At 62.7% G+C, this 22,052-nt stretch carries 22 protein-coding genes; 12 read left to right on the top strand and 10 right to left on the bottom strand.

The features are described from left to right. Positions 1-281 precede the first annotated feature (281 nt). The 7 genes from AAFP32_RS06335 to AAFP32_RS06365 all read left to right on the top strand — a co-directional run bounded on the left by AAFP32_RS06335 (position 282) and on the right by AAFP32_RS06365 (position 7,612). Complete coding sequence (locus AAFP32_RS06335; protein ID WP_350271089.1) at positions 282-2,786, top strand: hypothetical protein; 2,505 nt, start codon at positions 282-284, stop codon at positions 2,784-2,786. A 452-nt stretch (positions 2,787-3,238) separates the two neighbouring features. Next, on the top strand, positions 3,239-4,189 hold the full coding sequence (locus AAFP32_RS06340; RefSeq protein ID WP_350271090.1) for a hypothetical protein: 951 nt from the start codon (positions 3,239-3,241) through the stop codon (positions 4,187-4,189). A gap of 62 nt (positions 4,190-4,251) precedes the next feature. Continuing rightward, positions 4,252-5,736, top strand: a complete 1,485-nt coding sequence (locus AAFP32_RS06345) for a HEPN domain-containing protein (protein WP_350271091.1) — start codon at positions 4,252-4,254, stop codon at positions 5,734-5,736. A gap of 194 nt (positions 5,737-5,930) precedes the next feature. Continuing rightward, positions 5,931-6,434, top strand: a complete 504-nt coding sequence (locus AAFP32_RS06350) for a hypothetical protein (protein WP_350271092.1) — start codon at positions 5,931-5,933, stop codon at positions 6,432-6,434. Between the two features lie 110 nt (positions 6,435-6,544). Continuing rightward, positions 6,545-6,826, top strand: coding sequence for a type II toxin-antitoxin system RelE/ParE family toxin (locus tag AAFP32_RS06355; RefSeq protein ID WP_350271093.1), 282 nt, complete (start codon positions 6,545-6,547; stop codon positions 6,824-6,826). After that, positions 6,801-7,121 carry a HigA family addiction module antitoxin gene (locus tag AAFP32_RS06360; RefSeq protein ID WP_350271094.1) on the top strand — a complete coding sequence of 107 codons (321 nt, stop codon included), beginning with the start codon at positions 6,801-6,803 and terminating at the stop codon, positions 7,119-7,121. The genes AAFP32_RS06355 and AAFP32_RS06360 overlap by 26 nt, the downstream gene beginning before the upstream one ends. A 179-nt stretch (positions 7,122-7,300) precedes the next feature. Next, a complete protein-coding gene (locus AAFP32_RS06365; protein WP_350271460.1) occupies positions 7,301-7,612 on the top strand; it encodes a GNAT family N-acetyltransferase in 312 nt (103 codons plus the stop codon). A 209-nt stretch (positions 7,613-7,821) separates the two neighbouring features. Here AAFP32_RS06365 and AAFP32_RS06370 read toward each other — a convergent pair whose 3' ends face one another. Further along, positions 7,822-8,232, bottom strand: coding sequence for a VOC family protein (locus AAFP32_RS06370; RefSeq protein ID WP_350271095.1), 411 nt, complete (start codon positions 8,230-8,232; stop codon positions 7,822-7,824). A gap of 110 nt (positions 8,233-8,342) precedes the next feature. On the opposite strand from AAFP32_RS06370, the gene AAFP32_RS06375 reads away from it, so the two are divergent. The 3 genes from AAFP32_RS06375 (at position 8,343) to AAFP32_RS06385 (ending at position 12,173) form a co-directional block, all read left to right on the top strand. Beyond that, the gene (locus AAFP32_RS06375; protein WP_350271096.1) at positions 8,343-9,344 is read left to right on the top strand and encodes a YafY family protein; all 1,002 of its coding nucleotides are present in this window, start codon (positions 8,343-8,345) and stop codon (positions 9,342-9,344) included. 376 nt (positions 9,345-9,720) lie between these two features. Then, a complete protein-coding gene (gene cmtR / locus AAFP32_RS06380) occupies positions 9,721-10,086 on the top strand; it encodes a Cd(II)/Pb(II)-sensing metalloregulatory transcriptional regulator CmtR (protein WP_101620249.1) in 366 nt (121 codons plus the stop codon). 68 nt (positions 10,087-10,154) lie between these two features. After that, on the top strand, positions 10,155-12,173 hold the full coding sequence (locus AAFP32_RS06385; protein WP_420883386.1) for a heavy metal translocating P-type ATPase: 2,019 nt from the start codon (positions 10,155-10,157) through the stop codon (positions 12,171-12,173). Between the two features lie 418 nt (positions 12,174-12,591). On the opposite strand, the gene AAFP32_RS06390 is transcribed toward AAFP32_RS06385, so the two are convergent. Further along, positions 12,592-13,224: a class I SAM-dependent methyltransferase gene (locus AAFP32_RS06390; RefSeq protein WP_350271097.1), complete on the bottom strand. Its 633-nt coding sequence runs from the start codon at positions 13,222-13,224 to the stop codon at positions 12,592-12,594. A 424-nt stretch (positions 13,225-13,648) separates the two neighbouring features. Between AAFP32_RS06390 and AAFP32_RS06395 the strand changes: the two genes are divergently transcribed. Next, on the top strand, positions 13,649-13,879 hold the full coding sequence (locus AAFP32_RS06395) for an alpha/beta fold hydrolase (RefSeq protein ID WP_101620252.1): 231 nt from the start codon (positions 13,649-13,651) through the stop codon (positions 13,877-13,879). Between the two features lie 34 nt (positions 13,880-13,913). On the opposite strand, the gene AAFP32_RS06400 is transcribed toward AAFP32_RS06395, so the two are convergent. The 7 genes from AAFP32_RS06400 to AAFP32_RS06430 all read right to left on the bottom strand — a co-directional run bounded on the left by AAFP32_RS06400 (position 13,914) and on the right by AAFP32_RS06430 (position 19,979). Beyond that, entirely contained in the window at positions 13,914-15,122 is a 1,209-nt protein-coding gene (locus AAFP32_RS06400; protein ID WP_101620253.1) for a N(5)-(carboxyethyl)ornithine synthase, read from the bottom strand. A gap of 111 nt (positions 15,123-15,233) precedes the next feature. Continuing rightward, positions 15,234-16,217, bottom strand: a complete 984-nt coding sequence (locus AAFP32_RS06405; RefSeq protein ID WP_101620254.1) for an ArsA family ATPase — start codon at positions 16,215-16,217, stop codon at positions 15,234-15,236. Next, positions 16,208-16,513, bottom strand: a complete 306-nt coding sequence (locus AAFP32_RS06410) for a cory-CC-star protein (RefSeq protein WP_418904347.1) — start codon at positions 16,511-16,513, stop codon at positions 16,208-16,210. The genes AAFP32_RS06405 and AAFP32_RS06410 overlap by 10 nt, the downstream gene beginning before the upstream one ends. Positions 16,514-16,516: 3 nt before the next feature. After that, positions 16,517-18,244, bottom strand: a complete 1,728-nt coding sequence (locus AAFP32_RS06415) for a carbon starvation protein A (RefSeq protein ID WP_350271098.1) — start codon at positions 18,242-18,244, stop codon at positions 16,517-16,519. 106 nt (positions 18,245-18,350) lie between these two features. Then, complete coding sequence (locus tag AAFP32_RS06420) at positions 18,351-18,854, bottom strand: DinB family protein (RefSeq protein ID WP_101620256.1); 504 nt, start codon at positions 18,852-18,854, stop codon at positions 18,351-18,353. Between the two features lie 66 nt (positions 18,855-18,920). Continuing rightward, positions 18,921-19,361 (bottom strand): alternative ribosome rescue aminoacyl-tRNA hydrolase ArfB, encoded by a 441-nt coding sequence (arfB, locus tag AAFP32_RS06425; RefSeq protein WP_350271099.1) that lies wholly within the window; start codon positions 19,359-19,361, stop codon positions 18,921-18,923. Between the two features lie 42 nt (positions 19,362-19,403). Beyond that, on the bottom strand, positions 19,404-19,979 hold the full coding sequence (locus AAFP32_RS06430; RefSeq protein ID WP_350271100.1) for a 1-acyl-sn-glycerol-3-phosphate acyltransferase: 576 nt from the start codon (positions 19,977-19,979) through the stop codon (positions 19,404-19,406). A 153-nt stretch (positions 19,980-20,132) separates the two neighbouring features. Between AAFP32_RS06430 and AAFP32_RS06435 the strand changes: the two genes are divergently transcribed. Then, positions 20,133-21,329, top strand: a complete 1,197-nt coding sequence (locus AAFP32_RS06435) for an MFS transporter (protein WP_350271101.1) — start codon at positions 20,133-20,135, stop codon at positions 21,327-21,329. A 63-nt stretch (positions 21,330-21,392) separates the two neighbouring features. Here the strand turns inward: AAFP32_RS06435 and AAFP32_RS06440 are convergent, their stop codons facing one another. Then, a complete protein-coding gene (locus tag AAFP32_RS06440; RefSeq protein ID WP_350271102.1) occupies positions 21,393-21,983 on the bottom strand; it encodes a GNAT family N-acetyltransferase in 591 nt (196 codons plus the stop codon). Between the last annotated feature and the right edge of the window lie 69 nt (positions 21,984-22,052).

A 22,052-nucleotide genomic window follows, 5' to 3' on the forward strand; every position in this document is an offset into this window, starting at 1 on the left:
CGTTTATCAACGACTGGCCTGACGTTTAAGCTCGGCTGGAGGCCGAGCTATGTCGGTGTATGCCGTTAGAGTTCGTGACGGCGGAGCGTAGAGAGGGGTGCGCCATGGCGATGTTAAAGCGGCTGGTCGATTGGTTCCGGACGTGGCGCGGTCTGATCTTACTATTGGGTTCGCTCATCGTGAGTGTGGTCCTGCTAGCTATTGCCCGCAACGCTGGAGATTCCGTCTGGCTCATCTCGCACCTTCCGCCCGCACACGGAAGTGACGGAATCTTGTGGCAGGTGCAGACGACGTTCCTGTCGGTCGGATTCGCCGGCCTTGCAATAGCCGCACAACTGTTTGCCGAGGCCCCACTCGCGATCGGAGCCTCTCGAGGACGGGTGCTCAAGTACATCGGAGCCGACAGATTCGTCGGCATCGGTCTTGTCGGAAACGTAGTCATTGGCATCGAGACGATTTGGCTGTCGAGCGGGCTTGGTGTCCTTGGCATTGCGATCGTGTGGTTCGCGCCAACCGTTGTGCTATTGGTGGGGTCGACGGTCAAGCTAGTCAAGCTTTTCGGGCACCCGTCGTTGCTTGACGAAGTTGTCCGAACCTCGCTGGTTGAGTCTCTGTCCAGTCGCCTGGAAGAGGTCTCGCGCAGATACTCCGTAGCGACGAAGCAACTGGATGGCCTCGTCACATCGGGCTGGTCTCACTTGAACCTTAGATCCTCGACCATCACGCTCCGAATTCCAGTACCTCAGGGCGGCGGTCTTATTAAGGCAATTAAGTCGAATGCCGTGAAACAAGCACTCGACACACTCGCCCCGCGAGTGACTGAGAACCGCTCTACCAAGGCTGAGAGCAGCGGCAGATACGTCCCGCCGCAAATCACCCTGGACGTTGAGCCTGGTGATCGTACTCGCCTCGATGAAACGGCCTTCCGCGTTATCACGCACGAACCACTGGATGGATCGGAGCAGCGCCGGATCATCCGACTGTTGCAGTCGAGCATCGAGTTCGAATCCTCGGGGGCGGTCACGCCCGATGAAGAGACAGACCGTGAGATTGCGAACCTGAAAGACGCCGTCGGAGAGAACATACGATCCGGCGCCTTCGCCACGGCGGAGCGGGCCGTCGAATTGCTTGGACACGTTGTACGGGGTGCCTGGATGATCCAACGAGACGGATTTGATTCTTCTCGTCGCGCTTCGTTCACCCGTAGAGACTGGCTATTGCGCAGCATCGGGGAAGTTGAACAGGACGCTGTCCTGTCGCCGCGAGCCGCAGGCATGTTCGTTGATCAAGCTATGACGAGGGCACTCGAAGCACCTCGCATGGGGTCGTCCGAATACGTTGACGAATGCCTACGCAGCTTCACCCGAATCTGGCTCGACGTCCTTCAGCAAGGCGGGACGGAGTTCGATCAGCTCATTGGCCGGATCGTCGTCTGTGTGCAGAACCTTGCCGTACTCACCGCCCCGGATCAACGTGAACACCTCTCAAGCCGCGCGACGTGGGCGATGGTCGAGCTGGTCAAACTCGCACTCGACGCGCACAAGCCTAAAGCCGCTATCCTCGCTGCCGAGGAACTTGGCGGGCTGTTTCAGTATTCCGATCAAGATGGGACTCAGAGGGCACACGTCAGAGCAGGTCAACTCGTTCTCGCTGGCTGGCTGGAATACCTTTCAGGCAAGGGTGACGCTCGAGACTCAGCCGATGCTGAGCTCCGAGCGCTGGTGACGCCCCACGGCACTTGGGCTGAGATTCTATCCGCTCGAAACCTAGCCGAACGTGGCGAGACTCCGTTCAGCCGTTGGGACTGGTGGGAGATGAAGTTCAGCGGCTCCGCCCATGCTCAGTCGTTAGAACTTTCGCATTACATCGACAGGGCCCAAGTGGCCGCGCTCGCCTTGTCGTATGGACCCCTTCCCCCAGCCAACGACCAGCAAACCGCGTCGGAGTACCAGCGGCTACTCGGAGTTCTCGACGAGCGAACCACGGATTTGACCACAATGGAGTTGAGGCTTATGGAGAGGTTTCTCGACGAGATCGGCAGGTGGCAGACCGCCGAGGATGCGCGCTTGACGACCGAGCCTCTGTCTGGCAAACGAGTCGATGCCCTGCGGACCTCGCTGGGGGAGGCACTTGACGCCGACCAGCGACTCGCCGATAGGATCCCCCATGCGAACACCGTCCCAAAAGAAGCCGACACATCGCGTCCTATCCTCGGAATGAACCTCCGCATTCCCCGGCACTATTTGGTCGACAAGATCTTCAACCAGACCTACGCCGATCCTGCGGAACTAGGCTCTGTGATCGCACGCGGGTTCACCGATGGGGAGGAAAGTAGGATCGTTGGCGTGCTGCGCTCTCTTCAAGACGAACTGTTTGAACCGTCGGCGCAGGCGATCTGTAGGCAGATCGATGCGCTCGGGGACAAGGCCGAGCACTATGTCCTCTTGACTCCGTATGGAGGGCTAATGGACCTCGTTGGATGGTACTCAACGGAGTTCTCCCAGGCGCGCAATCAAGTAGCGCACATTGAGAGCTCCATGCTGGCTTCGGAGATGATCCTCTTCGACTCTCAGACAACCTTGGTTTCCTGTCGGCGGCCCGAAGAGAAGGAAGGTCTCACGTCAGTCGGCAACACTTCAGTTGCGCTCGGTGTGTTCGAGGATGTGCTAGACGGGGATGAGCCGCAGGTCCGAGTGGAAACTGGCGAGTACTTCGTCGTGTGGCCTGGAGGTGTCCCTCGTGTGTACCGTTTTGGTGGTGAATCCGATGGACCAAGGCGACATTGACGCCGGAGACGGACTTGGTGACGTCCGCCGCAGGTCTCCATCAACAGCTTCTGGGTTCTGCATCGGTCGTGGCAGACCTCGTCGATGCGATCGGTCAGATGGAAGGTTCTCCGCGGCCACATGTTCGCACCATAGTAGCCGGACCACCCGACCGACGAAGAGGCACTCGAGCGAATGTCGGGCTGGTTGGTGAACCGCGGCTACGACGCCGACGTTAAGCTGAGCAATTTCGAAATTCTGTAGGCCATGCGGTGGGCGCTGGCCGGCGTAGTGGGACCCTGACCCACGACTAGCGAAAGGTTATTCCGCTACGGAAAGTGGTGGAATTTCGGTTTTCGAAATAGTGCCTTCCGGATTCGCTCTTGCTGACAGTGTTGCGCTCGCACTAGCGCCACCCATGTTCCCCAGCGGCACTTATGGAGAACAGGTGATTCCTATGCTTTGATTGAGTCATGGACAGACAAGTCGAGGCGCTGCTCCTTTCGGAAGCGCTACTCGAAGACATTGAACTTCAAAGATTGAAGGCGTCTGAAGTCGTACTAAAAGCGAGCCGTCTGGCGCGACTTGTTGGGCACGACGATCTGCAGGAGTTCTTGGCGTTTGAACGAAGCGGCTACGCTGGCTCTGGGTGGGCCAAGTGGGCTGAATCTGCTGGTCGACGCATCCCACCTAAAAAGACCGACGGGGGCGGCCCTATGTACCGTGTCGATCCGCTAACTGAGATCGAGTCGACGGTCACGAGTTCCCAGCAGGCTATTGATGCGTTGCACGGCGGTGGCAACTACTCCGGCGAAATGGCCTTCATTTCGAGTCGGGATCACGACAACCGCATCGCGTCGCACGCATTACTGGTAAGCCGTGGAACGTCGGTCTGCAAACAAGTCATCTCGACTGTCTATGAGTTCTTGGTAGAGATCTATAACGAACTCCTGTTTAGCGAATTGCAGGCGACGCTGTTTGCCCAGGCGCAGGCTCAGGTGGATGGCATGCTCGCCGAGGCTGGCGGCTCGGTGCTCGACAAGATCGAGAAGGTGTCAATGCGCCTACGAGAAGGTGACCCTGAATCTGTCAGTCATGCTCTGACCACCTGCCGCCGCCTAATCGTCGGGGTTGCCGACCATTTGTTTCCGGCTGCAGACGGTATGTATGACGTCGGCGGGCTGTCGCTAAAGGTTGGGGACCATAATGTCCTAAACCGCTTGCAGGCCTACGTGCACTCGACAGATGCGTCGAAGGCTAGACGTGACCGAATCCGCCGGGGGATTTCCGACCTGTTCGACCGGTGCTCGGCGGGCACTCATGCAGAGGTTTCGGTACAGGAGGCCCGTTTCGTGTTCCTTCAGGCATATGTGCTCCTGGGCGAAGTATTGACGCTGATAAGCGACAAACGGGAGGTCGTGTAGGTGGAGTTCCGTCGCGGGGGAGTACCGGTCGTGCGAAGAAGAAGCCTCCGTTGGAGAGAATTATGTCCAACGAACCTTTGAACCTCGATGAGTCCGGTGAGTGGGCTGGCCTATGGTGGTTGCCGGATGCCCCCGAAGAGCAGGTTCCAGGCGTCTTACACTATGATTCCGAAGGCGGCCTCACGCTCTCGTTGATTGGCGCTTTCGAAGAGCGAATCATGTCGCATCCTGCCCTCGACGTCATCGCTGTCCACGAGGGTACCAGGACGTGGGACGTGATCCACGGAGCGGCTGAGCATCGCGAGCTCACCCTTCTCGGATGCGTCCCGACCGGCGGGAAGCGGACGATGTTCGCGCGGGTGGACAGCCCCGACAAGCAGACCGTGACCGCGACGGTCGCGATCGTCGGTGCGCACGTTAGCGGCGAGGCGGACCAGGCCTTCTCCGGGGCCGAGGTCTCGGTCGAGGATATGGGGCTTTGGGCCGCATCGTCCGTGTTCGAAGGAGTCATTAGTGCTCCCGAAGGCAAGTTCGACGGAACCGGGAGCATTTCGGTGAAGCCCGTTGACGCGCAGTCGGTCGTGGTTGACGGAACCGAGTATCGCCTCGTGCATACGCACACGCTTCCGCGCTTCGACCAGCTCAAGGGCGAGACCGTCGGACGCATGCGGGACACGGTCTCCATTCGAGTCACTCCGGCCGAGCCGTTCTCGCTGAGCGCTGCCATGAACGCAGCGAGCCAGGTGCAGGACCTCATCGCGTTGGCGACGCACCGTGCGGCAGGCGTGATCTGGCTCCGGCTGGAGGTGGCCGGTACCGAGTCACTGCTGCCAGACGGTCAGACCCTGCCGCGTCGGCGCGCCAGCGTGCTCTTTTCGCCGCCTGCGCTGGGCGCGCATGATGCGAAGGCGGTCGACCACCACCAAGTGCTCTTCACCTGCGACTCGCTCCCTTTCGAGGAGATCCTGCCCCGCTGGTGCGAGGCTCATGGTCGACTGGAGGCAGCAACGAACATGGTCTTGGGCCTGCGCTACGCGCCCGCCCGTTTCGTCGAGAACAACCTGCTGACGGCCGTGGGCGCTGCTGAGGTTCTGCACCGCAACCTCCGCATCGACGAGAAGCCCTTCCCTAAGGCGGAGTTCGCGGCGATGCGCGACGCGATGCTGGCCCAGGTCGCCGAAGAGCATCGAGACAGGTTTAAGGGGGCCATCCGCAATGATCCGACGCTTCGGGACCGGCTTCACGCCCTAGCCGCGAGACCCGATGAGGAAGCGATCAGGTTTCTAGTGCCGGACGTTGCACACTGGGCGAAGAGGACGACGCGGGCCCGCAATGATCTCGCGCATGAAGGTAGGACGCCGAACCATTCAATCGAAGAGCTGATCGCCGTCGTCGAGGCGACGACTGCGGTCGTGATCCTCAACGTCCTGCACGAACTCGGGCTGTCGGCGGAGCGACAGCTCGAGATCGTGCAGGAACACCCTCAGCTGAGGGCGACATCTCGGACTGCGGGCGAGTGGTTGGTCGCCTCGGAATCTTGCTCGTGAACCTTCAACTTCTCGCAAGCGCTGGGCAAGATGAAATGCTGCTCGTGTTGCCGAACCGTCGAGGTAGTCATCCCGCCTTGGCTGCCGTTGTCCTGGGCCTCAGCGCCGTGGGCCAAAGGTTATTCGGCTACGGAACGTGGTGGAGTTCCGGTTTAATGTGTGAGCTGACGGCCAGCGAGAGGTGATGGCGGAGAATGGCATCGGACGCGAAGTTGCCGTGGCGAGTCCAGTGGCACATCGCTGCTGATGGCACGATCATCGAACAGCGGTCGAAGGGCGAGGAGAACCATCAGCAACTGTTCCAGCACTACCCCACTACTCGACGAGTGAGCATGTCGGAGGTGGTTGCCCTGCACGAGCGCCTGGCCCGTTCCCATCGTGCGTACAACATGGTGCTCTGGCCGCTGCTGATCCTCTCGATGGCATTGTTGGCCGCTGCCCTCGTCGGGCTCGGACTGTCGCTGTTCCACTTCGAGGTGGGCATCTGGCTGATGGTCGTCGGCTTCCCCGGCTTCCTGGTGATCCGGCTACTCATGTCCGTCGTGACGGGGAGGCAAACCAGCCGTTCGAGCGACCGGTGGCGCGAGGCGGGATTCGAGTCCCACCAGGGCGTGACGATGGCTGCCCGGGAGGCGCTCGAGATGATCGCCGCCCCGGGGACCGCGTCCGGGCCGGAGACTCAAGTGAAGCGGGCATGAGCGGGGCCCTGGCCAGTCAGCCCCCGATCTAGGTTGTTCAGCTACGGAACGCGGTGAAGTTCCGATTTAACGTATAGCGTTAATGACGGTGTCCGTTATAGACTGGCCTCGTGATCAGATCGTTCGGCAGCAAGGACACCGAGCGCATCTGGCACGAGCAGTACGTCAAACGGGTTGACCGGAAGGTACAGCGGGCGGCCCTGCGGAAGCTCGAGTTGATCCATGCGGCGAAGGATGTCGAGGACCTCCGGGTCCCGCCGGGCAACCAGCTGGAGCGGCTCGTCGGCGATCGTCGTGGTCAGCACAGCATCCGGGTGAACGCCCAGTGGCGTCTCTGCTTCGTCTGGAGAGATGGAGGTGCGGACAATGTCGAACTCGTCGACTACTACTGAGAGCGACCTGATTGAGCCGATCCACCCTGGGGAGATCCTGATGGAGGACTTCATCGAGGGCTTCGGGATCACGCAGAACAAGCTGGCGGTCTCGATCGGTGTGCCACCGCGTCGGATCAACGAGATCGTGCACGGCAAGCGTGGCATCACGGCTGGTACGGCGATCCGGCTGGCACGGTACTTCGGCACGTCCGAGGAGTTCTGGATGAGTCTGCAGTCGAACTACGAGCTGCGGCTCGAGCGGCGGGCGCTGCGTGACAAGGTCGCCGCGATCACGCCCCTCGAGGTCGCATGAGCGGCACTGCATGGGTTGCTGAGCTCGGCCGGCAGGTACCTGATGACGTCGCACGGTTGCTCGCCACGGTCCCCGAGCGGTTCGGGTAGCCGGAATCCAATGACGAGTACATCGAGGCGGCTCGCTCCAAGGAGACATGGACGGTCGTTAACAGCGAGGGAGAGGTCGTCGGTGTCACGCTGATCGATCTCCACTTTCCGCATGTTGCCGAGGTGCACCTCGCCGTCGTCGGCCGGTCGGTCCACGGGGCCGGCGTTGGCACGGCAATGCTCAGAGCTGTCGAAGACGATGCGGTTTGCCGTGGGGTGCGGTTGTTGCAGGTGAAGACGCTCGGAGGATCGCACCCGGATCCCGGGTATGCGCGCACTCGCCACTTCTATGAGCGGTGGGTTTTCCTGTCGCTGGAGGAGGCCGCGCTTTGGGGTGAAGGCACCCCCTGTTTGATCATGGTGAAGCCGCTGCCTGCCCCTCCTGCAGCAGGCACGCCCTGACGATCTCTGCAGCGTCGAAGTTGTGAAAGGCGTGCGGTCACTGATGTGATGGACTTCGGCCAGAGGTTGGTCCGTGCCGGAACGCGATGGAGTTCCGCTTCAACGTGTAGTTCGAGTTTGCTTGCATCGTGGTGTGTCGATCCGGGATGGCGGTTCCCCGCCGCCAGAGGTGTGCTTCGTGACCACCTGGCGCACCTGAACTCCCGCTTCTAATCCTGAGTCTCGTTCGAGAAACGGTCCCGGGCTAACTGAGTGATCGGCGTGAAAAAGTTGAGCAGATTGCCGTCTGGATCCCTGACGAGGAGCGAACGGTTGCCCCATGGCATATCTGTCGGTTCCTTGACGAACACTTTGACGACATCCTGAAGAGCTTCGTAAGTCGCGTCGACGTCGTCGACGAGGAAATCCAAGGCGACACTGAGATTCGCGCGAGCATTGGCGACATGGTCGCCGAGCAACGGAACGGTGGCAGTGCTGGCGATGGCTAGCGTGCCGGATGGTGTACGAAGCTTGGCGAACATCGGATGGATCCGCTCGGCGGTGATTCCGGTGGATGATGCGTAGAACTCGACGAGCGCGTCGACGTCGTCGGTGAAGATGCGGGTGGCTGCCAACTGCATTGCTGTCTCCTCTGGTTGTGAACGGGCGGCCCCATGAATCGAGCCACGAATATGAAGTTGCTGGCGAAACCGGGCGAAAACAGTCCGGTATCTGCGCGATGATCGGTGTCATGGCCGGCACCACTGCACGAACGTTGCAATTGCTCGAGCTGCTGCAGTCCGCGCAGCTGCGCACTGTTGTCGAGCTGGCTGATCGCCTCGGTGTCGACGAGCGGACGGTTCGCAGAGATGTGGCGCGACTGTTCGATCTGGGAGTGCCCGTCGAGGCATTGCGAGGGCGCTACGGCGGCTACCGGCTCGCCCCCGGCCAGCGCGTCCTCCCGCTCATGTTCAGCACTGAGGAAGTCGTCGCGGTCTTCCTTGGGCTTGCCCGCGCACAGGCGGCATCAACCGAACCTGGGATTGCCGCGCAGACTGCCCTGTCCAAGATCAAGCGAGCGTTGCCGATCACCGATGCGAAGCGGATCGATGCCTTCCTCGAGGTAATGACGTGTACACCCGAGCACGGGGGAGTCGCTCCCGATCCTGCCGTGATGCTGACCGTCGCAGAAGCAGTGAGCCTTCGACGCGTCCTCGATCTGCGCTACGTCCGTGGTGATGGCGTCCCGTCGCGGCGCACGCTTCACCCCTTTGGCCTGGTCGCGCACTCGAACCGGTGGTATTTCATCGCATTCGACACGGACCGGCAGGAGGAACGCACCTTCCGGGTAGACCGTATTCAATCAGCTCGGTCGATAGATGGAACCTTCGCACAGCCGCTGCGATCCGACGTGGAAGATCGTCTCCTTGACCACTTCGCCGCTGCGGACTATCGGGGGCAGGTCGTGTTGCGCATTCGAGAGACCGAGGAGCGAATCAGGGGCCACCTGCCGAGGAGCGTGGCTCGACTCGAAAGACTGGATCGTGCTGTGGAACGGGAGCGCGAAGACGCCCCGCCCTGGCATCGGGCCGAGATCCATGCGCACAATCTCGACTGGCTACCGTCGGTCATCGCGGTACTCGACTGCGAGGTGGTGATCGATCGTCCTGACGAACTCCGAAGCCTGGTGAAGGCTGCCGCGAGGAGGATGCTCCACGTGGCCAGCAACGTCCAAGGATCAACCGGGGCATGAGCCCAAGGGTGCTAGCCATGGCGACGTGGTGGAGTTCCGTTTCAACGTGTGAATGAACGATGTGAGTGGGGCGGGTGACCGCTCAGGCTGCCGACCCGAACTCGGGTTGGCAGCGTTTTCGACGTAAACCGGTCGGCGCGTGCACGGGTTGTGGAATGAATCGTTGCCATCGCGACGGGACTGTGCACTGATCCTTCGAGTGTGTGATCCTCAATCATTGTTTCGTTGCTCGGCGGTGGCTCGATTCCGTTCGTTGGTAGGTGCGGGGTTGTCGCTCGGGACATTGTCACCAAGCTGTGCAGCAGTCCCTATCTTTGCCACCCCGTCCACCATCTGCGCGTAGAGGATAGGTCATCGATTGCTGTATGGTCAGTGTATGCTGACTATTGCTTCGCGGGTAGAAGTCATGAACCGGCTTGGCCGCGCCATGGCGGACACGACTCGCTCTCGCATCCTTCTGGCCCTCCTCGACGAGCCCGGATACCCGGCGAAACTCGCCCGCGAGTTGGAGCTGACGCGTACGAACGTGTCTAACCATCTGTCCTGCCTGCGGGGCTGTGGCATTGTCGTATCCGAGCAAGAGGGGCGCCAAACCCGGTATGAGATCGCCGACCGCCACATTGCTGCGGCGCTGACCGCGCTGGTCGACGTGACGCTGGCAATCGATGAGAGTGTTCCTTGCCTGGACCCGCAGTGCACGGTGCCGGGTTGTCGCGCAGCCTGCGAGGGGGAATCGCAGTGAGCGACGAGTGCTGCGGGGTCGATGAGCCGATTCGTCCGAAGAGGAGCAGCCGTCGAACGCTCCTGCGCATGCTTGACGGGGGCGCCTCGAATTCCTCGGGAGATGCCTGCTGCGGCGGCGAGGAGGCTGCGGATGTGAGGCGCGATGAGGGTGATGCGTGCTGTGGGTCTGTCCCAGTACGAGGCCCGTCAGAAACGGGCGAGGAGCCTGAAGCCCGCCCACAGTGGTGGAAAGATGCTGCCCTGTTGCCCTCGGCGATCTCGGGGTTGTTCCTCATCGTCGGGTATGTGCTGGCCTGGTCAGGCCTGGATATCTCTGCGCTGGTGACGCAATGGATTGGCCTGCTGGCCGGCGCCTTTACGTTCGTGCCCGGCGCGGTGCGCGGCTTGCTCCACGGCCGGCTCGGCGTCGGTTTGCTGATGACGATCGCCGCGGTCGGCGCGGTGCTGCTCAGTCACGTTCCCGAGGCTGCCGCACTGGCATTTATCTTCTCCTTGGCAGAAGCTTTGGAAGATCGCGCGATGGCTCGCGCGAAGGAGGGTCTTCGCGCGCTGCTGACTCTGATCCCTGAGACTGCTCGCATCTCCCAGGAGGGAGGCGACACGGTCGTTCCGGTGGCAGATGTGCGCAAGCTCGATCTCCTTAGGGTCGGCGCAGGCGAGCGTTTTGCGACTGATGGTGTCGTCGTTGAGGGGCGGTCCAGTATCGACGCCTCCGCTGTCACCGGGGAGTCGATCCCCGTCGAAGTCGGGCCCGACGAACCAGTGCCCGCAGGGTCTGTCAACGGCTCAGGCTCACTGCTTATCGAGGCTACGGCTGACGGGCGTGAGAACTCGCTGACCCAGATCGTCGAGCTGGTCGAGCAGGCACACGCCCGTAAGGGAGAGCGCGCCCGGCTGGCTGACCGTATTGCCCGGCCCCTCGTCCCTGCTGTGCTGGTGGCCGCCGGACTCGTGGCGCTGTTCGGGGTTGTCGTCGGCGACCCCTGGACATGGGTCGAGCGGGCGCTCGTCGTGCTGGTCGCCGCCTCACCGTGCGCGATGGCGATCGCCGTGCCCGTCACCGTCATCAGCGCTATCGGCTCAGCGTCCAAGTTCGGTGTGGTCATCAAGTCAGGGGGCGCCTTCGAGCGCTTCGGCACCATTCGCACAGTCGCGTTCGACAAGACCGGGACCCTCACGCAGGGCCATCCTCAGGTGACCGAGGTCCGCACCGTCAGCGGAATCGCCCGTGAGACCTTGCTGACATGGGCGGCCGCAGTTGAAGCGGCCAGCACGCACCCGTTGGCCTCCGCCATCAGCGCCTCCGTGCCCAATGCCCAGGTGGCGAGTGATGTGAGTGAAGACGCGGGGCGCGGAGTTCTCGGCCGTGTCGACGGGCGCGTGATCAGGACCGGCAGCCCCAGGTGGATTGATCCGGGTGGTCTGCGTACCGATGCTGATGAGCTGGCTGAGGCCGGCATGACCGTCGTGGTGGTTGAAGCCGACGGGGGAACCGTGGGCCTGATCGGCGTGCGCGACGAGCTCCGACCCGAGGCCGCTGAAACCGTGCGGATGCTCCACGCTCAAGACATCAACACTGTCATGCTCACCGGAGACGACGCCCGCACGGCCCGCGCGCTGGCTGTCGAGGCCGGCATCGATGATGTGCGCGCTGAACAGCTCCCGACCGACAAAGCCGACGCGATCACGCGCTTGACGGCGGAGCGCCCGACTGCGATGGTCGGCGATGGCATCAACGATGCCCCCGCGCTGGCGTCTGCGACCGTGGGCATTGCTATGGGAGCGACGGGCTCCGCGGCCGCGGTGGAGTCGGCCGACATCGCCTTCACCGGCCACGACCTGCGACTGCTCCCTGCCGCCATTGCTCACGCCCGCCGAGGCAGGCGCATCATGACGGCCAACATCGCCCTGGCGCTGGCGATCATCGTCGTCCTGTTCCCTCTCGCTTTGTTCGGCGTGCTCGGTCTGGCCGGTGTCGTTCTCGTCCACGAGGTCGCCGAGGTCGTCGTCATCCTCAACGGCGTCCGCGCCGCGCGCAAACCGGCTGCGGTGCGGGTGCACGGCGCGATGGCACAATCGGTATAACCATGCGCCTGATCGTGGCCTGCTCGTCTCGGGACGGACACGATGGTCGCTGAGGTGTCATTCGACTGCCGACAGCGGTGGAGTTCCGATTCGACGGCTGTCGTTATTGCCGTATTCCGTCCGAAGTTGATTCCGTGATCGGGTCCTCTGGCGCCAAATGTCGGGAAACTGCCTGGGTGTGAGCAGCACCTCAAGGGCGGTGATCGAAAAGCACAGAGAGTGGGGCGGCGCGTGCTGCGGGGAATAGGCCGTCGAGGGCACGCCGCTGAAGGTTGCTTGAAGACTCGGCTGGGACACGCGGGGGCGGACCACACCTGTACAACACACCATGGGATCGAACGCGGAGTTTTCGCGTCTCGCAGATGCCGCTGTGCCGGCCCCGAACACTGTTGACGAGCAGCCTGCAGCAGGGCTGGGGTCAGGGCATCGTTCCGCAGGCGGCCTGGATGTGCCCGCCGCGAAGACTGCGGACCTGAACCTGGCGCGCGTCGCGCTGCAGGAGCTGCCACGGTTTGGCCTCGATATCAGAACGGCCCATTGAGCAGGCAAGTCGTGCCAGCGGAGTGAACACCTGAGCCCACCCGGTCGGTTTCTGCATGTCGACCACACACACCCGAGCCCCGGGTTTCGCAACGCTTTTGATTCGCCGCCAGGCGGCGTCAGGATCGCCTGTGACGCTGAGTGCGTAGGTCGCCAGCACTGCGTTGATGTGATCGGCAGGGAGCTGGTCGGCGGTGAAGCAGGTCGCGTCGGCGCGAACCAGGGACACATTCGTCCACCTGTTCCGGTCGATGCGGTCGTGGGCGACGCGCAGCATGTGCTCGCTGCGGTCGAGTCCTATCACTCGCCCTGTTGGACCCACTGCCGTCGTCAGGCGTTCGAAGTTCAGGCCGGTGCCGCAGCCAACGTCGAGCACAACCTCGCCCGGCTGCGGACCCAGCATTGCAATCCCGGCGACGCGGCCGGCCCGGTAGAAGACCTCGCCTGAAAGCAGGTCATAGAACCGTGCACCGGACGTGTAGGGGTCCCATGGGGAACGGTGTTGTGCCATGTTGCCAGGCTACGCCGACGAACTCTGCAGGTTCTGTGCGCGCAGTCACCGACTGCGCGGGTTGCGGTCGCTCTGCCCAACCTGGCTCGCCGTCTTTCCTCCGTTATCGGGGCGCTTGGCTGCCAGGTGGTGATCGATCGGCCCGAGGAGCTTCGCGACCGGGTTAGATCGGCTGCAACGCGGATGATGAACGCAGCTTGTGACGGCGAAGCCTCAGCCAGCACGTGGTGTTATCGAGCCATACGGCTTCGATGAGAGTGAACGGCGTCGAGCTCGGTGTGGAGAGTTTCGGTCGCGATGAGGATCCCCTGCCCGACCACGATCAGGCCATCTTGTCGAGCCTGTTCGCTCGCCCGGCGCCGGACGAAACTGGGAGTGGCCCCTCGCCCGGGAGAGGCAACGCCACGAGGTGAACCAGTTGGGCATGATCTTCTCTCGACTCGACTGCTCACCGCGCTGGCGTGAGCGCTCGGGCAATCTGCGAATCCCGACTCTGATCGTCCGCGGCCGAGCGGACCTGTTCTTTCCTGTCGGTCACGATGAAGCCCTCGCAGCAGCGATTACCGGCGCGCATCTGCTGCTCCGCGAGGAGATGGGAACACTGGGGCCAGGGGGAGCGAGCGGTGCGGTCACTACGGCAATGCTCGCTCTCTGAGGGGCGAAGCAATGTTCGCCGTTGTGGTGCGGGCTCAGCCCTCCCCGGCAGCACGGGGATGCGGGTACTCGGGCTTCCGGTCCTGAAAACTCAGGATGTACGGATTCTTGATCACTCCGCCCTCGATTTCGATGGCCCGAGAGATGGTGGGAATCTGTGCCCACGCATCCGGTCCTTCCAGGACTGTGCGGAGGTAGGGCAGGAGTGCTTCGCTGACCTCCCACGTGGCCGAATTCCACAGGTACGACGGACTGTGGTCGACGGCGTAGTAGCTGATTCCCTGGCCGACGGTGAACATCGGGTCGTCGAATGTGGTGGGTTTCGCCCATTCGAAGCCCATTCCCTCATCGCACGAGACGTCGATGATCAGGCTGCCTGGGGTGAATTCCCTGAGATCCTCTGTGCGCAGGTAGGTCATCGGCGCGGAGACGTCCTGGAGCGTGCAGTTGAGCACGATGTCGTGTGAGGCGAGGAAGGTCGGGAGCAGAACGTCGCCGTCGTCGGTGACCACCGTACTCAGATGGGTGGGACCCTCGTCGGTGTTGAGCTGGGTGATGTGTGCGCTGTGGATCGGCGATCCGACGGCTGCGGCCCCTCGCTGGGTCAGCACTTGGATGTCGTAGATTCCCTGTGCCTTGAGTGCGGTCACGGCACCACGTGCCGTCGCACCGAATCCGATGACGACCGCGCTGAGTCGTGGGCCGTAGTCACCGGTCGAACCGCGGAGGCTCAGAGCGTGCTGGACAGAACAGTAGCCAGCGAGCTCGTTGTTCTTGTGGAACACGTGCAGACTGAAGTCTCCCTGACGTGTCCAGTGGTTCATCGCCTCGAACGCGATGAGTGTGAGTCGGCGGTCGATCGCGGTCTGTGTCATCTCGGCATCTTGGACACAGTGCGGCCATCCCCACAGGATGCGGCCTTCGGGAATGGACTCCACATCGTCGGACTGGGGCTTGGGCAGGAGCAGCACCTCAGCGGAGGCGATCACCTCGGAGCGTTCCGCGACTCGTCCGACACGCGCTTCGATATAGCCGGGTTCCAGTTGGAAGTCGGCACCGTAGCCGCGTTCGACGATCATCCGGGCTCGGACCTCGGGGTCGATGCGGTCGAGGTGATGGGGATGGATCGGCAGTCGCCTCTCGTTCTCCATCGAGGAGTCGGCGAGGAGGCCGAGGCTGAGCAGATCGTTGTTCGGCGCGTCAATGTTCGCCGAGGTTCTGGTCGGTTGAGCGGTGCCGGGCATCCGGCCTCCAATCGTCGTGGAACTGCAGTCAGCTCCTCTTCGACTATACGCGCAACCGCCTGGGATCTGACCTTCTGCCGAATCAGGCCCGATGCGAAGCGGTGAGAGCGCTCAGGACAGCAGGTGGGCGAAGTCCACGAGCGCCTGGCTTCCCACCAGCTCACCTGGCATCAGCGGGAGCTCAGACAGAGGAATGTCGGGCAGCGTCAGCTTCACGCGTTCCACCTGTGAGTCTTCGGCGTCGCGGCGGTCCCTGAGCAGCTGACCGGCATCCGCGGGCGAACGCCGATTAGCCACCAGCGCCGACAGTGGGATCTTGATGTCCGTGAGGGACTTCGCCAGCTCCAGGGTCTCGGCAACGGGCATTCTCTCAGGGGTGAATACGATGAGGAAGCCGGTCCGTGCCCGGTCGGTGACCACCGTGCGCAGATTCTCGAAACGGTCCCGGCGCTGAATCAGGGTCCGACGCAGCTGCGCATCCGCCTCGGTCGAAGGATCATCACCGGATGTCCCTGCAATGCTGCGCATCGCCGCCGAATAGCGTTCTGAGCGGTCACGGTTCTTCAGCAGCGACTCTGTCCACGTCGTCAGCTGCGCAGGGAGGGCGAGGAGCCTGAGCGTATGTCCCGTCGGCGCGGTATCGAAGACAACGAGATCGTAGGCCTCCATGCCCAGTGCCGCCGCGTCGGCGACACGTTCGAGGACAGCAGATTCGAAGCTGCCGGGAGCCTCGCGCGCCAAAGCGAGGTGGCGTTCGGCATGGGGACGCATGCGTTCGGGAAGCATCCGCTTCATCGTGCGTTCGACGGAGGCCAAGTGTCGTTCAAGCGTCGCTTTCGGATCGATCTCCATTCCATCGACATATCCGCCGGAGGTGTCGTTCTCGGTGAAGCTGGTCAGTCGCACGGGTGCGTCACCGACCTCACGGTCCCAGAGGTGCCCGAGGTTGTGGGCAGGGTCCGTGGAGACGACGAGAACTCGTTTGCCGCGCAGTGCGTGAGCCACGGCCAGGGACGAGGCGACCGTCGTCTTCCCGACGCCGCCCTTACCACCGACGAAGACCACTCGGAGGCCGTCTATTGATTTCAGCAGCATGCGATGTGGTCCAAAGGTGAGTCGGGCATGCCCATGCGACGATGCCATGCGTGGAAGTCCTGGTAGAGGCTGGGGAGGAACTCAGCCGTGTAGTACGCGGCGGGATCGGGCACACCGAGTGCTTCGCCCAGAACGATCAGGGTGAAGAAATCATCCTCATTCTGCTTCTCCCGGGCGAACATCTGACGGTATGGCCCCTTGTAGAACTCGTCCAAACCGTCACGGAACGCGGCCCAGCGCTGAGCGAGTTCCCTCGTCCAAGGCTGAGCCGCGTCCATGCCGCTGGTGTCAGGCAAACGTCATACCTCTTCGCGTACCGCTTCGAGCTGCTCATCGGCATCGTCGGACTCCGGCGGTTCCTTACGAGCCCGGATGATCGCCTTGATGCCTTCGATCGCGACGAACACACTGCTGATGATGATGATGCAGTCGATGATGAACAGCAGCCAGTCAGCGCTTCCCGGGGCCGCAAAGCTGAAGAGCTGATCGATTGCTGCCCAGAACGACATGACGAACACGATGGCCAGCGGGATGAGCGCCGGCCACGGGTTGCGCCGCTTCCGAATCAGCATCACCGCGAGGATCATCAGCGTCAGTGATGCCATCAGCTGGTTGGTGGTGCCGAAGAGCGGCCAGATGCGCAGACCGCCTTCTCCTCCCAGCCCCTGTGAGAAGGTCAGACCCATGCCGAGCACGACGACGACTCCGGTTGCGGTGTACTTGCCGATCTTGAGGTTGACGCGTTCGCCCATCTCCTGGACGACGAACCGCATGAGTCGGAATCCGGTATCGAGCGAAGTCGCAGCGAACAGCACTGCCATCGTGGCGAGCAAAGTGGTGCTCAGCGACGCAGGCAGGCCCAGTCCGGATTCCATGAGCATGCCACCGCCCTGGACAAACGACTGCACGCCGGCTTGGCCGAATTCGCTGTAGAGCTCTTTCCATTCGGCAACCGTGCGCAGCCCGGCGGAGATCGCGATGATCGTGCCCAGTGCCAGGAGGCCTTCGCCGACGGCACCGAAGTAGCCGACGAATCGGGAGTCAGTCTCTTTGTCCAGCTGTTTGGAACTGGTGCCCGAGGAGACCATGCCGTGGAAACCGGAGATCGCGCCACAGGCGATCGTGACGAAGAGGAGCGGCACCATGCTGGGAGTACCCTCGGGAACGTTCATGTTGATGGCCGGTGTCACGATGTCGTGGGCACCGTCGGTGACGAACATGCCGACGACCACCGCTCCGTAGAGCAGGATGAGGCCGATGAACAGCTGAACGCCGTTGATGTAGTCGCGTGGCTGCAGCAGCACCCACACCGGAAGCAATGACGCGAAGGCTCCGTAGACGAACAGCGTCAGGATCCAGAAGACCGTCGGGGTCATGCCGAGGAACGTCTCCGGCAGGACGACGGGAACAGCATTGCCGAGGGCGATGAGACCGTAGAGCGCGATGACGCCCACAATGGTGACCCACACCAGCGGCATGCGCAGACGATAGACGGCCAGGCCGACCAGCAGAGCAACACCGATCGCACCCCAGGTCGGAATGACCGCAGTCGGAGTCGAGATGAGCAGGCCGGTGATGACGACGGCGAAGGCCGCGATCACCATGAGCAGAAGGATGAAGATCACGACCAGGAAGAGACCCGCGCCGCGTTTGCCGATGTAGCGGCCCGACAGGGCGCCGATAGATTGACCCTTATTCCTCACCGAGGCCCACAGTGCACCGAAATCGTGCATCCCGGCGAAGAAGACCGTGCCGAGCGTGACCCAGAGGAAGGCGGGAACCCAGCCCCAGATCAGCGCGACGGCCGGACCGACGATGGGCGCGGCCCCGGCGACCGAGGTGAAATGGTGGCCCCAGAGGATGAATTTGTTGGTGGGGACGTAGTCGACCCCATCTTTGAGTTCGTGGGATGGGGTGCGGAATTCGTCATTGAGGCGATACACGCGTTTCGCGAGGTACTTCGAATACACGAGGTATCCGAGTGCCAGGATCGCGAGACCGATCACCATCAGGAGGACGGGACTCATCAAGTATGCCTTTCGTCAGTGCGTCATTGCGCAGACGGATTGAGGTTCAGTCGTTGCTTTCCGTCAGTGTACCAACATCAGCGTTTCGTTTGAACTTCCTCAGCATTCAGTGTGAATGAGTGATGGCTCCTGCGGCATAGGCGGCCTGGCCGACGTGTACAGCGGCGTCGTCGACGATGGAGACCAGTCGCGCGCCGCGGGTGACCGGGGGAGTCCAACTGTCATCGATGACTTCGCCGAGGGCGGAGTCCGTGAGGCTCTCGACATATTCACTCAGCGCGGTGAGGGTGGCCTCCAGGTAGGCGACGAGCAGCTGCTGGTCGGTGACCCTGATCTGGCTGGCCTGCTCCGGGGAATGACCGAGGCCGACAGTGTCACCGAGGTCTCCCAGCTCGAATCTCGGCCGGAACTGCTGCCACTGCTGTGCCGCGCCGGTGAGGTCGGACAGCTGAACGTCGACCTCACGTCCGCTGTGCCACAACAGCCAGGCGATGGAATTGGGGTGGTCGGCCGGATGTGCGTTGAGTTGGGTTGCGGTGAGGTGGGGGAGTCGTTTGGCCGCATCGACAGGTCGCTGGGCCATGTCGGTGAGAATCTCAATGCTGTTCATAGGGCCCATTGTGCTCTTCGACACCCGAGTTGTCATTCGGCGACGAGGCTGGCGTCGGCAGAGGTGTCAATCGAGTTGCGGTCGTCGACGATTGCGCTTGATCTCGGAGCGACGACGCTCGGCTCTGACCCTCCGACGACGAGAGTTCCTCGACGGTCGAGTCGGTCGGCGATCGACGGGCGGGGCGAGAGCCTCTCGGAGAAGTTCGGCCAGTCGCTGCCGGGCGGCGTTGCGGTTGCGCAGCTGAGATCTCTGCTTTTCTGAGCTCACGGTCAGCGCCACCCCGGAGAGCTTGGCAGAAAGCCGTTGGAAGACCTGCTCCCGTTGTGCCTCGGTCAGCACGGTCGTCGTTCCGATGTCGAAGCGCAGCTGCACCCGAGAATCGGAGGTGTTCACATGTTGCCCACCAGGACCCGACGAGCGAGAGAACTGCTCCGTCATCTCGCCGGCGGGTATCACGAGGCCATGGGGGATCCCCGGTCCGGCCGGCACGCGCAGGTCGTCCATGGCACCCAGTCTACTCGGGGCAAACTCCCAACCGGTACTCGTTCAGTCGGTCTCGAGTTCCTCGCGCAGGCGTGGTTCGACGCGGTTCTCGGGGCGGATGCCCGACTTGTCCGCGTAGAACGAGCGGATGCGATCCATGTCCGCAGTCACATTGCCGGTGACCTCGATCGTGGGTCCGAGCCCGGTGGTCAACGTAGTCCGATCGACGAAGCCGAGGGTCACCGGCATTCCCGTCTGTTGGGCAATGCGGTAGAAGCCCGACTTCCAGTGGGTGTGCCCCTTGCGGGTTCCATCGGGGGTGACGACGAGGCCGAAGACGTCACCCGAATGGACTCGGTCGATCATCTCGGCGACAACACGTTTCGGATCTGCACGGTCGACGGGAATGCCGCCGAGCCCACGCATGATCGGACCGCGCCAGCCGGTGAACAGGCTCTTCTTCCCCAACCAGTGCACCTCGATACGTTGGCTCCAGGCGATCGCGAGCATGACGACGAAGTCCCAATTGGAGGTGTGCGGAGCCCCGATGAGTACGGTGGGTCGATCCGGTGCCGGCTGGGTGACAAGCTTCCAGCGGCTGAAGGTCCAGAAAACACGGGCAGCGAGACGTCGGAACATGCTCCCTACCGTAGAGCACTGTGGAGTCCGCAGCTCCCAGCTCTGCGCACATGGCTGCCATCACCACGTGTCGGCCATCACCGTTGGGCAAGAGCCTGACCGGGAGTGACGTTCTCGTCGTCACACCCGAGCGGTCACTATAGGATGGCGGGAATGTCACTCCCTCGCGCATTCAGGATTCTGTGGACGGCGAATGCCTCCTCGAACCTTGCCGACGGGTTGGCCTTCGTCTCGATGCCGCTGCTGGCGGCATCGCTGACCGAGGATCCACGGCTGGTCGCCGGCCTCGCGACCGTCTATGGACTGGTCAGACTGCTGGTGACCGCGCCCGTCGGCGTGTGGGTCGATCGGACGGATCGGCGGACACTGCTGGCGCTGGCGAATATTCTGCGCGGCACCGGCGTTCTTGCGCTGGCACTGTGCATCCACCTCGGCGTCGGTGGTCTTCTCCTGCTCTATGCAGTCTTCGCCCTGGTCGGAACTCTGGAGAGCGTGGCTGACAACGCCGGCGTCTCGCTGGTGCCTGACTTCGTTCGCGCGTCTGAGCTGGATCGGGCGAACGGACGCATCTCGGCGACACAGCTTGTGGCGGATGAATTCCTCGGCCCTCCGCTGGGAGGGTTGCTCTTCGCCTTCGCCGCCTCGGCGCCGATCTTCGCGATGGGTGGGCTCTGGGCAGCGGCCGGAGCGATCGCCCTTGCCCTGCCTGTGCGCAGACGGAGGGCGGACCTGGCTTCCGGACCACGACAAGCCTCCGTCTGGCACGAGGTGGTCACGGGCTCACGCTGGCTGCTGCAGAATCGGACGGTCCGGGGCCTCGCCCTCATCGGGGGACTGGCGAGTGTGGGCTATATGCTTCCGTTCTCGATTCTCGTGCTCTTCGTCCAACGGCAGCTCAACCTCGGCGATGTCGGATATGGTGCGATTCTGGCCGTATCTGCTCTGGGTGGACTCGTCGGCTCCGGCCTCACGGCGCGAATCCGCGGACACATCGGATATCGCTGGACGATCGTTGCCAGCCTGGCCACCGGAGCCGCCTCACTGCTTGCCCTGGCCCTCACCACGAACCCGATCCTTGCCGCCGTCCTGCTCGCCGTCTACATCTGCCATGCGGTCGTCTGGGGAATCTGTGCCACCTCGCTGCGTCAACGTCTCGTCCCGGATGAGCTGCGCGGTCGGGTCAACGCCAGCTCACGCATCATCGGTCTGATCGGACTCACGCTAAGTTCGGCGATCGGCGGAGGACTCGCCCTCATTCACATCGCTTTGCCCGTGGCCGCGGGCGGTGTGGTGTTCGCACTGTGCTCCGTGATCGCGATGCGTCTCATCCGGGCCGACTCAGCTGCCTGAACGGGGAGACTGCAGCCGGAGCAATCCGACAGGGACGATCACTGCCACCGCCGTGAGCATCGGTCAGGAGTCTGGCTCCGCTACGGTCGAGTCGCTGAAACGCAGTCGGCGCATCACAGGTCGACTGGGATATGTGCGGCCTATTTCACTGAATCCGGCCCGAAGGAACATTGACATGGTGCCGGTGAAGACAGCGGAGGGAGCAGGGGATCCGCGAAGGGCATCGACGTCGACTGGATGACCGTCGACAGAATAGGCGCCATGCTGAAATGCCCACTCGGCCCCACCGCGCAGAAGCGCCACCCCGACCCCTTTTCCTCGATGCTCCCGTCTGACGACGAAACACGACACCCACCACGCAAGGGCAGCGTCATCGAGGAGCTTCGACAGGGCACGATTCTCGACAATGGCGGGCAATGAAGCTCGGGGAACAACCCTCGTCCACCCGGCTACCTCTCCATCGGCCAGTGCCAGGAGTCCGACGGGCACCTCTGTCTGCTCGATCTCCCGACGCAGTGCCGTCCGATTGTCGGGAGCATCGTGTCGACGGAACCGTTGACACCAGCATGAGTCCGGGTTCTTCTCACGGGCCCCGTAGACATGTCCCACTCGCGGCCAGAGATCCGAGGTCGCAGGTACGATGTCGAAGCTCACAGTACGACCCGACGGTCTGTTGTGCGGGTCTCGACGGCGCTGTCACTGAGCGGAGTCATCATCGCGTCC

Origin of the sequence: Brevibacterium sp. CBA3109 (assembly GCF_040256645.1) — a bacterium.
Classification (GTDB): domain Bacteria; phylum Actinomycetota; class Actinomycetes; order Actinomycetales; family Brevibacteriaceae; genus Brevibacterium; species Brevibacterium koreense.

Coding starts and splice junctions, on each gene's coding strand:
- AAFP32_RS06430 (WP_350271100.1), bottom strand. CDS start 19,979: ATGTTCCGACGTCTCGCTGCCCGTGTTTTCTGGACCTTCAGCCGCTGG.
- AAFP32_RS06360 (WP_350271094.1), top strand. CDS start 6,801: ATGTCGAACTCGTCGACTACTACTGAGAGCGACCTGATTGAGCCGATC.
- AAFP32_RS06405 (WP_101620254.1), bottom strand. CDS start 16,217: ATGCTGCTGAAATCAATAGACGGCCTCCGAGTGGTCTTCGTCGGTGGT.
- cmtR (WP_101620249.1), top strand. CDS start 9,721: ATGCTGACTATTGCTTCGCGGGTAGAAGTCATGAACCGGCTTGGCCGC.
- AAFP32_RS06415 (WP_350271098.1), bottom strand. CDS start 18,244: ATGAGTCCCGTCCTCCTGATGGTGATCGGTCTCGCGATCCTGGCACTC.
- AAFP32_RS06435 (WP_350271101.1), top strand. CDS start 20,133: ATGTCACTCCCTCGCGCATTCAGGATTCTGTGGACGGCGAATGCCTCC.
- AAFP32_RS06350 (WP_350271092.1), top strand. CDS start 5,931: ATGGCATCGGACGCGAAGTTGCCGTGGCGAGTCCAGTGGCACATCGCT.
- AAFP32_RS06370 (WP_350271095.1), bottom strand. CDS start 8,232: ATGCAGTTGGCAGCCACCCGCATCTTCACCGACGACGTCGACGCGCTC.
- AAFP32_RS06345 (WP_350271091.1), top strand. CDS start 4,252: ATGTCCAACGAACCTTTGAACCTCGATGAGTCCGGTGAGTGGGCTGGC.
- AAFP32_RS06395 (WP_101620252.1), top strand. CDS start 13,649: ATGATCTTCTCTCGACTCGACTGCTCACCGCGCTGGCGTGAGCGCTCG.
- AAFP32_RS06375 (WP_350271096.1), top strand. CDS start 8,343: ATGGCCGGCACCACTGCACGAACGTTGCAATTGCTCGAGCTGCTGCAG.
- AAFP32_RS06340 (WP_350271090.1), top strand. CDS start 3,239: ATGGACAGACAAGTCGAGGCGCTGCTCCTTTCGGAAGCGCTACTCGAA.
- AAFP32_RS06420 (WP_101620256.1), bottom strand. CDS start 18,854: ATGAACAGCATTGAGATTCTCACCGACATGGCCCAGCGACCTGTCGAT.
- AAFP32_RS06385 (WP_420883386.1), top strand. CDS start 10,155: ATGCTTGACGGGGGCGCCTCGAATTCCTCGGGAGATGCCTGCTGCGGC.
- AAFP32_RS06390 (WP_350271097.1), bottom strand. CDS start 13,224: ATGGCACAACACCGTTCCCCATGGGACCCCTACACGTCCGGTGCACGG.
- AAFP32_RS06400 (WP_101620253.1), bottom strand. CDS start 15,122: ATGCCCGGCACCGCTCAACCGACCAGAACCTCGGCGAACATTGACGCG.
- arfB (WP_350271099.1), bottom strand. CDS start 19,361: ATGGACGACCTGCGCGTGCCGGCCGGACCGGGGATCCCCCATGGCCTC.